Raw genomic sequence first — 10,672 nt, forward strand, 5'->3', positions numbered from 1 at the left:
GGCCGCGGCCCGGCGCGAGGCCCTGGCCGCCTTCGGCAACGACGAGGTCTACTTCGAGAAGCTGGTGCAGCGCGCCCGCCACGTCGAGGTGCAGATCCTCGGCGATCGCCACGGCAACGTGGTGCACCTGTTCGAGCGCGACTGCACCGTGCAGCGCCGCAACCAGAAGGTAGTCGAGCGCGCCCCCGCGCCCTACCTCGACGACGCCCAGCGCCAGGCCCTGTGCGACAGCGCCATCCGCCTGATGCAGGCCGTGAACTACACCCACGCGGGCACGGTCGAGTTCCTGATGGACGCCGACAGCGGCCAGTTCTACTTCATCGAGGTCAACCCGCGCATCCAGGTCGAGCACACCGTGACCGAGCTGATCACCGGCGTGGACATCGTCAAGGCCCAGCTGCGCATCAGCGAGGGCGGCCGGATCGGCATCACCGAGGACGATAGCGGCGCAGGCGAATCAGGCACCCATGCCAGCGGCGTGCCCGCCCAGAACAATATCCGCTTCAACGGCACGGCGGTGCAATGCCGCATCACCACCGAAGACCCGGAGAACGGCTTTCTGCCCGACTACGGCCGTTTGTCCGTGTACCGAAGTGCCTCGGGGTTTGGCATCCGGCTTGATGCGGGCACGGCCTACAGCGGCGCCGTTATCACGCCGTACTACGACTCGCTGCTGGTCAAGGTCACGGCCTGGGCGCCCACGGCCAGGGAATCGGTGCAGCGCATGGACCGTGCGCTGCGCGAATTCCGCATCCGCGGCGTGGCCTCGAACCTGCAGTTTCTCGAGAACGTGATCAACCACCCGGAATTCGCTGCCGGCACCGTGACTACGCGCTTCATCGACACCACGCCCGAATTGCTGGAGTTCGCCAAGCGGCGCGACCGCGGCAGCAAGCTGCTGGGCTTCATGGCCGGCGTCACCGTCAACGGCAATCCCGAGATGGCCGGCCGAAAGATGCCGGAGCTGCCGTTCCCCAAGCCCGTGCTGCCCCGCGTGGATCTGAGTCGTCCTGTCCCTTTGGGCAGCCGCGACCGTCTCAAGGAACTGGGACCCCAGCGATTCGCGCAGTGGATGCTGGACAGCAAACCGGTCCTGATGACCGACACTACGCTGCGCGACGCGCACCAGTCGCTGTTCGCCACGCGCATGCGCACGGCCGACATGCTGCCTATCGCTCCGTTCTATGCGCGCGAGCTGCCGCAGCTGTTCTCGCTGGAATGCTGGGGCGGCGCCACCTTCGACGTGGCTATGCGCTTCCTCAAGGAAGACCCCTGGCAGCGTCTGGCGCAGCTGCGTGAACGCGTGCCCAACATCCTGTTCCAGATGCTGCTGCGCGGCGCCAATGGCGTGGGCTACACCAGCTACGCCGACAACGTGGTGCAGTTCTTCGTCCAACAGGCGGCCGAAGCGGGCGTGGACCTGTTCCGGGTCTTCGACGCCCTGAACTGGGTGCGCAACATGCGCGTGTCCATCGACGCCGTTCTGGAGGCTGGCGCGCTGTGCGAAGGCGCCATCTGCTACACCGGCGACCTGTTCGATCCCGCACGCAGCAAATACGACCTGAAGTACTACGTCGGTATCGCCAAAGAACTGCAGCAGGCCGGCGTGCACATCCTCGCTATCAAGGACATGGCGGGCATCTGCCGACCGCGTGCCGTGGCTGCGCTGGTCAAGGCGCTGAAGGAAGAAACCGGCCTGCCGGTGCACTTCCACACCCACGACACCAGCGGCATCGCTGCTGCCTCGGTGCTGGCGGCCGTGGAGGCTGGCTGCGACGCCGTGGACGGTGCGCTGGACGCCATGAGCGGCCTCACGGCCCAGCCTAACCTCTCGGCCATGGCAGCGGCGCTGGCGGGCACCGAGCGGGACCCCGGCCTGTCGCAGCACGCGCTGCACCAGGCATCGACCTACTTCGAGGGCGTGCGCCGCTTCTACGCCCCGTTCGAGAGCGATATCCGCTCCGGCACGGCCGACGTCTACCGCCACGAGATGCCGGGTGGTCAGTACACCAACCTGCGCGAGCAGGCCCGCGCCATGGGGCTGGAGCACCGCTGGACCGAGGTGTCGCAGGCCTATGCCGACGTCAACCGGCTGTTCGGCGACATCGTCAAGGTCACGCCGACCTCCAAGGTGGTGGGGGACATGGCCCTGATGATTGTGGCCAACGACCTCACGCCCGCCCAGGTGACCGACCAGGCGCACGAGGTGGCCTTCCCCGAATCGGTGGTCTCGCTGTTCAAGGGTGAGCTGGGCTTCCCGCCCGACGGCTTCCCGCAGGAACTGTCGCGCAAGGTGCTCAAAACAGGCCCACCAGCGGCCTACCGCCCCGGCGACCACCTGGCGCCGGTGGACCTGGAGGCCGCCCGCGACAAGGCCGCGCAGGCCGGTGGACTACCCATCGAAGAAATGGACGACCGGCAACTGGCCAGCGCGCTGATGTACCCCAAGGTGGCGGCCGACTTCCACCAGCACCAGCTCAAGCACGGCGACGTGTCGGTGCTGCCCACGCCCACCTTCTTCTACGGCATGAAGCCCGGCGATGAGGTGGCGCTGGAGATCGAGGCGGGCAAGACCTTGCTGGTGAGCCTGCAGACCATCCATGAGGAAGAGGGCTTAGCCAAGGTGCAGTTCGAGATGAACGGCCAGTCGCGCATGACCAGCGTGGCGAGGGCCGGCGCGGCCACGGCGGCACAGCGCGAAACCGCGGAAACTGGCAATCCGCTGCACGTGGGCGCACCCATGCCCGGGGCCATCGTGACCGTGGCAGTGACTGCGGGTCAGCAGGTGCAGGCGGGGGCCACGCTGCTGTCGCTGGAGGCCATGAAGATGGAGACCCATATGACGGCCGAGTGCGACGGCGTGATCGAGCGGGTGCTGGTCAAGCCGGGCGACCGGGTGCAGGCGAAGGATTTGCTGGTGGTGTGGCATGCATAGCCGCCACGGCGCTATCGCGTGTTGGGTGATGAGGTCTGGTACTACCTGATCCAAACATGGAACGAAGCGGCCACATTCTTAGCGAGGATCAACTTGCTGCGGGCGCTCTGCGAATTCGAGGCAGAAGTAGCCAGCTACTTGAGGATTTGGCGCTGTACTACATACTCTTTGCAACCGGGGCACGACCGCTGGAGATTGCACGCCTGGAGGTTCGAGACTATCTTGACGCCAATGGATGCGTGCGCGTAGCTTCCGAGTTCCGATCAGAGATCGCAATCAATGGTCGGCCGCGGCCCTTGTTCTTTCGCAGTAGGAGGCTGGACGATGCGCTTTACGCATACCTTTCAGAGCGTGTCGCTGATAGGTTCACCCTTGGTGCCGACGATAACTATAGAGGGCTTCATCCAACTAGTCGGCTCTTCCTGTCATCCAGCGGCCAAGGCTTCGAAATCACCCGGCATGAAGCGAACGGTCAGAAGCAGTTCCAATGCCGTGGCATCCTAGAAACCTATCGCAAGATTTTCCGATATGCTGGGTTCGAGAACATGACGGCGCTTCGTGCGCGCCGCACTGTTGTGGCCAAACTCTATGCGAGAGGGGCGGACGAAGCGCAAGTCGGGTTGTTGTTGGGTATCGCTGAACCCAGCGCAGTGCGTGCGCAGTTTCCGCGAGACAATCCCACATTGGAGGCGTTGGTAGTCAATCTGATCTAGGTTGATCGCGTCGGACTCGCTTCAAGCTCGGTGGCGGATACGCTGACCTCCTTGATTTCTTGCGATCAGTTGGTAAGGCGTCTTGCATCGCCAGGAGTTCTATGCGAAAAGCCATCTTCCTCTTCTTTCTGCTGCTGGGCATCGGTATCGGCTACCTGCCCGCGCGCAATGACGACTGGGGCATGCGGATCGTCATGATGGCCGTAGGTGCGCTGTTCGGCGGTGCGATCGGAGGTGGCCTGTCGCAGATTGGAAAGCAAGCCTCCAATCGCCGTCGTCTTCTCACAGAAGAGGAAATCGAGCCAATCCCTGGTGGGCTTGGAACGTCAGGCCGTGACCTAGCTGCAAACTACTGGCGAGACGAAGGACATGCACCTTTCATGAAGCCTCCGCGGCCGGAACTCGGAAACCACATGTTCGATGCTGACAAGAACCTCTGACGGGACTACTTCTTCAAGGCGTCTTTGACGACTTGCTTTGCGCTCTCCACGATGGGCGCCGCATCTTCCTTGACCTGCTTGCCCGTCTGCAGCATCAGGGAGCGCTCGGAAGCCAACGTGCCATCAGGTGTCTTCGTGATCTGTGCCTTGCGGTCGAATGCCCCCTGATCGGCGGACGTGGTCGCGCGGATGCGCTCGCCTTCCTCGCGGATCGCACTTCGCACGGGCGACGGTGCTTCCACCGATGGAGCGGACGTCGGGGGGGCACCGAAGCGACGCGCCTCAGCCTGGTTGGTGTGGTGGCGCCTTGTTAGGTCGGGTGCGAGCGCGGGATCACCGGAGTTCCGCAGATGCTGGGTTTGGAGATCGCCGAACGCCGTAGGCACGGCGGTTCCATCCGAGAACACCTGTTGCGGCCGCAGGGATTGCCGCGCCAACTCCGCTTCCATCAATACGCGAGCGGAAGCGCTGGTCCCGCCATACTGCTCCGCGTACCGGGTGAACATGGCGAGGTTGTGCGGATCCTGGGCGATGTCGATCGAGATGGTCTCGCCTCGCTCATAGGCCGTTGAGACACGCTCCGCAAAGGCGCTTCGCTCCGACAGGCTGGCGTCGGCGCGTTCGGTGCGGGCAGTCGTTGATGCCAGCCGCGCCGAGAGATCCTGTGCTTCGCGGGCGTCGCTGGCGATCACGCTCATGAAGCTCTTGTCTCTGGATGCTCGATCGCCAAACTGCTTGAACTCGGCCAATTGCTCACTCGTCATGGATGCGAGGGCCTGCTGTTCTGTCTTGGAAAGGCCTGATGAGTAGGCCTTCTCAGCTATCGCATTTCCTTGAAGGCCGAAGAGGGGGGTGTTGACGCCAAGGCGTCCGGAGGCTCCAAGTGCAATGCGAGCCACCTGCGACTGTGATAGACCCGTCGAGTCAGCAACGCTCTTGCTGATCTGGTCCAGCCGATTGAGCGTTTCGCCGAACTGCTCGAAGCTGCTCGACGTGGAGCCGGTGCTGCTGCGCGACGAGCGCAGCTTGGCGGTGCCCTTGGTGAAGGCCTCCGCCAGCACGGATGACCGCTCGCTGCTGGCCGCGACCGCCTCGCTGTGCGCCGCGTCCACCTGCCGGCTCGCATCCTGCACATCCTGCTCGGACACCCGCATCGACACGACGCGCGAGGCGTAGCCTTGGTTGCGCAGCAGGCTGACCGCAGTTCTGCCAGTCAGCGCGTTGCCCGTGAAGGTATTGCCGCTCATGTCATGCTGCCAACTGCCCATGAACGCCGAGGTGCGGTTCGGCGCGAGCTGCATCTGGTCCATCGACACGTTACCCAACGATGTGTTCCCGACGGTCGATGTGGAGGTCGTGCCCGACAGGATGGCCTGCAGCCCCGACAGCCCGCCCACCAGCGCCGTCCCGAAGTTCTCCATGCGCTTGAGCGCGGCCCAGGCAATGAACGGGATGCTGATGGCCAAGTACCCCACGATGGCCTCGCCCGACAGCGCCCGCGAGTAGACGACGGATGCGGTCTGCAGGGCCAGGGCCTTCGCGCCGGTGCCGAGATCGGCGGCGGCCGCCAGATCGTAGGCCGCGTAGATCGAAGCCATGTAGTTCAGGATGGCATAGAGCGGCGGCCAAAGCTGGATCCAGATCAGGATGGCCGCATAGCCCTTGAAGGCCAGCATGGTCTCGCGCCCGCTGGTTAGCAACAGCAGCAGCACGAACAGCGGGAAGAGGGCATAGGTCACCGCCTCGATCACATTGCGGAACACCGGCAGCGCCTGCTCGGCCACCTTACCGTAGTTGAGCCACGAGGCGTTCATCTGCGCCACGGCCTGGGCCCGTCCCACGGTCAGCACCATCGCGGCCGGATCGTTGACCTTCTGGCCCACGATCTTGCCCGTGTCTTCCAGGGCGTTGAGCATGGCGTTCTGGCGGATGATGTCGGCTGCGGTGGCCGAGGCGTTGGTGATGCTGTTCTTCAGGTAGGCCTGCTGGATCTGGCCGGCGATCGCCGCCGCTGCTGCTGCGCCGGGGAGCGTGGGGTTGAGCTGGAAGGCAAGCCGCCCCTGGATGCGCTGGAGCTGCGCCGGCAGCCGGCCATTCAGGCTCAGGTAGACGTTCGGGCAGGTGTCCACGCCCACGGCGCCGCCCGAGCCCGTGAGCGTGCTGAAGCGGGCCGGATTGGGCGAGGCCATCAACGGCCAGACGTCATCCGAGGCGGAAAAGGTCGCCGGATCGAGCGTGCCGTCGATCAGGTCGTAGGTCGTGCAGTTGTGGATGAAATTGACCAGGTCGGTGCGGAAGGCCGGATCCTGGAACACCACGTTGCCAGTCTCCCGTACCAGCCGGTTGCCGAACATCAGCCCGTTCTGCTGGTAGGACAGCTCCGCAGGTAAGGCGCCGGCACCGGGGATCACCTGGAAGGCGGTCTCGAACAGGCCCGTGAGCGTGTGCCCGATGGTGCTGGTCAGGCTGCCCAGCAGCGCCACGCCGAAGGGCACGTTGTCGACCACCTTGACCGCGGAGCCGCCGGTCTTGTCCACGACGCCCACGGTCACCTTGGGCACGATCAGGATGCCGAAGACCAGCACCACCGAGCCCAGCCACTTCCAGCCCTGGAGCTTCTCCGGGGCGAAGGCATAGGCGATCAGCGCCGCGACGAAGCCGCAGAAGGCCACCGCCGCGACGGCCGAGGCATAGTCGTTGGAGGCATGGATGGCCGCGGCCGCGTTGAACACACCGAACAGGCTGTCGGCGTTCTGGTAGGCATAGATCTCCCACATGACTGTGCCGCTCCATCGGGGTCAGCGCGACAGGTACGCCGCCTGCTGGCCCAGCATGTCCATGACGTGCTGGGGCATGCTGGAGCGCAACTGCCGTTCCAACTGCTCCAGGTGGCTGGCGACAGCGCGGTAGGAGCCAACCTTCTGGTACAGCAGGTTCTTCTCCTGCGAGATCTGCAGCAGCATGGCCTGCGCGCGCTGGCGCACCTGGTTGGCCTGGTCGCGCTGGGTCTGCTGCAGCGTGTAGTCCTTGGCCAGCGCCGCTATGCCCAGGCGCAGATTGCGTTCGAGGAACACATAGGCATAGTCCGCCGCGATTACGTCGCGGTACTGGCCGATCAGGCTGTCGGCCAGGCCCGATCCCGGGATGCTGGAGCCCACCGAGAGCATCTTGTAGACCGGCTCGGTGGTCTGGTTCACAAAGCCGACCTCCGCCGAATTGTTCGGAATCGGCGTGCGCGTGGCGATCTTGTTCGCGATCGAACGCATCATGGTCTCGACCTTCGCCGTGAAGGGGATATGGCTGTAGTTCGTGTTGAGCGACACCACGTCGCAGCGCGTGTAGTCGTTGCAGCGCAGCAGATGCTGGACGACATTGGTGCCCGAACCGGCGGCCTGGCCATAGAGCAGCTGGCTGATGGAGGTGAGCGTCGGAGCGATCGGTTCGGGATCGCGCCTAGATTCCTCCGGGTAGTAGATGATGGTGCCGACCATGCTCATGATCAGCTCGCGTTCGGTGTCGTCCAGGTAGGCGCCGGTGTACTGCAGCGCCTTCCAGGTCAGGTTGCCGACGAAGGGCGCCTTGTTGCGCACCTCGGCATTTCCCGACGATCTCGCCGACGAGAGGATGCTGGGCCGGTCGGTGCCGCAGCGCTTGCGTGCCGCATCCCGGTCGCTCTCCAGCCCCATGTCGATCGCGAGATCGGCGCAGGTCTCCTGCGAGCTGTAGCCGACGGCCTCGGCCGCTGTACTGACGATGGCTTTCGCGGTTTCGCAGGAGTTGATGCGGGCGTTGTTGATCCAGGTCTCCAGGCCCTTGGCCCATTTGGTCAGTCCACCGAGCAGGGGTGAGACCGCTTCCAGCGCGAGCTGGAACGCGATGCCGGGCAGGGCCGCCGTGATGTTGCGCAGCATGTTCTTGAACTCCTGCGCGGAGATGTGGCTGAAGCTGCCGCCGAACACGTCGATCCCGCCGCAGCCTGCTTTGGCGCTGGGGAACTGGATGGCCGCGAGCTGGTACACCTTGTTCGGCGAACGCATCATCAGATTGCCGCCGGTGTATGTGTTGTAGGTCTGACCGCGGAATGCGCCCGGCGCCGTGTAGTTGCCGATGGCCCCGAGGTTGTTGAACATGTCGTTGACTTCGCTGTTGAGATCGGCGCGGCTGGGCATTGCGGTGCACAGCAGCGACAGTGCGGCTGCCGTGACGGCCACCTTGCGCGCAGGAAGAGTGTGGGAGCGGATGGGCATGGAGACCTCCTAGGGAAGCGCCAGGCGCTGGGTGGCGCCGGGCAGCATGGCTTCACCAGCCGGCGACGCGACCGTGGCAATCCGTTCCAGCAGTTGCGACTCGGACAGCACACCGAACCCGATCGGGCTGATCTTTCCGGTGAAGGGCTGGGCCAGGAACACTGCCGGTACCTGGGTCACCTTCAGCGCGGTGGCGATGCCGTTGTCGGGTCGCGCCTTGGGGAAGCCCGGCATTGGGCCGCCGTCCACGCTCACGGCCACCACTTGGATGCCGTGGCGCGCCTCGAAGGCCTGCAGGGTCGGCGCGAAGGCGTGGCAGTAGGGGCAGTCGCTGCGGTAGAAGAAGAACAGCACGTGGTCGCGTCCCAGCGATTCGACGGAGGTGGAGCGGTCCGAACGCTGCTGCTGATCGAAGACCTCCAGCGCCTGGGCGTTGACCGGACGGCCCTGCAGCGTCGGATCGAGCTCCGGTGTGGCCCAGGCCACGCGCTGCGCCACGTCGGCGAAGTAGGAGGCCCGGTTCACCACCTGCATCTCCAGCTCCATGTAGCGCCGCACGTTGGCCTCGGTCGGCCGCATGATCGCGATGTTGCGCAGCTCCTCGAGGGTCTTCTGCAGGCGCTCGAACTCGACCAGCTCGGGCGGGATCGGCGGCGTGGACGGCCGGGCAGGGATGGCGGGCGCGGGCCGGGCGGTGGGCGCGGGCTCTTCCGAAGGTGGATCCTCGTAGAAGTGCCAGCCGCGCCAGCCGTCGGACCAGTAGGGGCGCAAGGAGTCACCCGGGGGGGCTGGCGCAACGACCTGCGCGGAGGCCATGCCCACCACCAGGGCGGCGATGAAGACCACCGCAGCGGCCAGGATCGAAGGGAGACGCACGCGCATGGCCATTCCCTCAGAGCAGCGACTTGGGCGGCAGGCCCGTGGCGCAGTAGTTGATGCCGAACTCGATCGTCTGCTTCCGCGGCGCCTTGGCGCCCGGGAGGCGCACTCCTTCCTGCCAGAAGAGCACCTTCAGCCGGCCGCAGCCCGGCTCCCGGTAGCGCCGTTCGGTGGAGACGTCGATGTAGATCGGCGACGTGGCCTCGAAGCGCTTCGTGATGGCGTCCGCAATGTCCCCGGCAAGGACGCCGTGGGCCGTGCCGTCGGTGGACTGCAGGGCGGCCAGCAGGACGGGGCGCGCGTCCGGGACTGGCGTGCGCACCGGCTCGGCGTGTGCGGGCATGCCCAGGAGGCACATGGATGCCGACGCAGCGGCGCAAACGATGCGTATACGGGTGTTCATTGGCATCTCCCTTCCCCGTAGTAGCAGTTGCTCGCACGGCCCGCGTTGCCGCCCTGGATCGCGCCGACGTTGGGCAGCCTGGGCACGATGGAGGCATAGAACTCGGTCAGATCCATGCGCGAGAAGTCCAGCGACTGCAACTGGGCGATCGTGAAGCCCGAGCAGTCCGGCATCTCCGCCGTACCCCACCACTTCATGACCTGCAGTCGGCCCTGCTCGTTGATGATCCGGGCCAGCACCGAGTTGAAGCAGCACTTCGTGGTCGTGTGCTCGATGCAGGACACGCACTTGCCCAGGATCCGCAGGCAGGACGAGCAGTAGGTGCCGACCGTGTGGCACAGCTTCGCGCCTTCCTTCATGGCGAGCTTTCCCTCATCCTCGTTGCAGGACATCATCGACATCACGATGTAGATGACGACCGCGATCACCAGGCTCCACGGATCGAAGGCAATCACCACGCTCTCGCCGGAGTAGAGGACGGCGGATCCCGCCGGCAGGGCCGTGCCGTTGACGGCCACGGTGACGCCATAGCTGGTGAAGCTGCCGGAGAATCCCCCGCCTGTCAGCAGCGCCGACAGTCCCTGGTAGACGAACTCGCGGTTGCCGGCGTTCATGAGCGTGTCGTAGACCAGTCGCGAGCCGACGCCGTAGACGCTCTGGTTACTCATGCCCGAGCCGGCCGAGTCGACGTAGCAGCAGTTCTTCAGCAAGCGGTCGCGGCAGGCGTTGGCCTCGCCCTTGAAAACCTGCAGGTTGTCGGTGTCGAGATAGACACCGGCCTGGCGCCCGGCTTCGAGGAACGACATGGACCGGGCGAAGTCGGCATCGTTGGTGTACGCCGTGTTGAAGCAGTTGCCCGCGATGCAGAAGACGTTGGCCGGGCAGTTGCTCGCTGTCACCGTGGAGCCCGGCGCCACCGGGCAGGTGTAGCGGTTCTCGGTGATCTCGCAGGCACCGGTGGCAGAGTTGGCTTGCCGGCAGCTTGTGCCCGCCGGCGTGCAGCCGGCCGCGGCCAGCGGCGCGCATTCGTCGGTGGGCGCGCCGTACTGGCACGA

Annotated in this window: 8 protein-coding genes; 3 read left to right on the forward strand and 5 right to left on the reverse strand. The window is 65.3% G+C overall.

All coding sequences use genetic code 11. The features are described 5' to 3' along the window. From ACDELDRAFT_RS14665 to ACDELDRAFT_RS14675, 3 genes are all read left to right on the forward strand, one after another. Positions 1 to 2,935 (forward strand): pyruvate carboxylase (locus ACDELDRAFT_RS14665; protein ID WP_005798176.1); only part of this gene is annotated, 2,935 nt, incomplete at its 5' end. A gap of 56 nt (positions 2,936 to 2,991) precedes the next feature. Next, the gene (locus ACDELDRAFT_RS14670) at positions 2,992 to 3,648 is read left to right on the forward strand and encodes a site-specific integrase (RefSeq protein WP_005798178.1); all 657 of its coding nucleotides are present in this window, start codon (positions 2,992 to 2,994) and stop codon (positions 3,646 to 3,648) included. Between the two features lie 101 nt (positions 3,649 to 3,749). Then, positions 3,750 to 4,088, forward strand: coding sequence for a hypothetical protein (locus ACDELDRAFT_RS14675; RefSeq protein ID WP_005798180.1), 339 nt, complete (start codon positions 3,750 to 3,752; stop codon positions 4,086 to 4,088). A 5-nt stretch (positions 4,089 to 4,093) separates the two neighbouring features. Here ACDELDRAFT_RS14675 and ACDELDRAFT_RS14680 read toward each other — a convergent pair whose 3' ends face one another. The 5 genes from ACDELDRAFT_RS14680 to traN all read right to left on the reverse strand — a co-directional run. Next, complete coding sequence (locus ACDELDRAFT_RS14680; RefSeq protein ID WP_005798181.1) at positions 4,094 to 6,865, reverse strand: conjugal transfer protein TraG N-terminal domain-containing protein; 2,772 nt, start codon at positions 6,863 to 6,865, stop codon at positions 4,094 to 4,096. Between the two features lie 21 nt (positions 6,866 to 6,886). After that, positions 6,887 to 8,335 carry a conjugal transfer protein TraH gene (locus ACDELDRAFT_RS14685; protein WP_005798183.1) on the reverse strand — a complete coding sequence of 483 codons (1,449 nt, stop codon included), beginning with the start codon at positions 8,333 to 8,335 and terminating at the stop codon, positions 6,887 to 6,889. A 9-nt stretch (positions 8,336 to 8,344) separates the two neighbouring features. Beyond that, positions 8,345 to 9,217: a conjugal transfer protein TraF gene (traF, locus tag ACDELDRAFT_RS14690; protein ID WP_005798184.1), complete on the reverse strand. Its 873-nt coding sequence runs from the start codon at positions 9,215 to 9,217 to the stop codon at positions 8,345 to 8,347. Positions 9,218 to 9,227: 10 nt separating this feature from the next. Continuing rightward, entirely contained in the window at positions 9,228 to 9,617 is a 390-nt protein-coding gene (locus tag ACDELDRAFT_RS14695; protein ID WP_005798186.1) for a hypothetical protein, read from the reverse strand. Then, positions 9,614 to 10,672 (reverse strand): type-F conjugative transfer system mating-pair stabilization protein TraN (traN, locus tag ACDELDRAFT_RS14700; RefSeq protein ID WP_005798187.1); only part of this gene is annotated, 1,059 nt, incomplete at its 5' end. The genes ACDELDRAFT_RS14695 and traN, both read right to left, overlap by 4 nt.

It is taken from the genome of Acidovorax delafieldii 2AN, from assembly GCF_000175235.1.
Taxonomy (GTDB): domain Bacteria; phylum Pseudomonadota; class Gammaproteobacteria; order Burkholderiales; family Burkholderiaceae_C; genus Acidovorax; species Acidovorax delafieldii_B.

What these genes read in the sequence shown, in the direction of transcription:
- ACDELDRAFT_RS14695 (WP_005798186.1), bottom strand. Translation starts at nt 9,617, where the DNA reads ATGAACACCCGTATACGCATCGTTTGCGCCGCTGCGTCGGCATCCATG.
- ACDELDRAFT_RS14675 (WP_005798180.1), top strand. Translation starts at nt 3,750, where the DNA reads ATGCGAAAAGCCATCTTCCTCTTCTTTCTGCTGCTGGGCATCGGTATC.
- ACDELDRAFT_RS14680 (WP_005798181.1), bottom strand. Translation starts at nt 6,865, where the DNA reads ATGTGGGAGATCTATGCCTACCAGAACGCCGACAGCCTGTTCGGTGTG.
- traF (WP_005798184.1), bottom strand. Translation starts at nt 9,217, where the DNA reads ATGCGCGTGCGTCTCCCTTCGATCCTGGCCGCTGCGGTGGTCTTCATC.
- ACDELDRAFT_RS14685 (WP_005798183.1), bottom strand. Translation starts at nt 8,335, where the DNA reads ATGCCCATCCGCTCCCACACTCTTCCTGCGCGCAAGGTGGCCGTCACG.
- ACDELDRAFT_RS14670 (WP_005798178.1), top strand. Translation starts at nt 2,992, where the DNA reads ATGGAACGAAGCGGCCACATTCTTAGCGAGGATCAACTTGCTGCGGGC.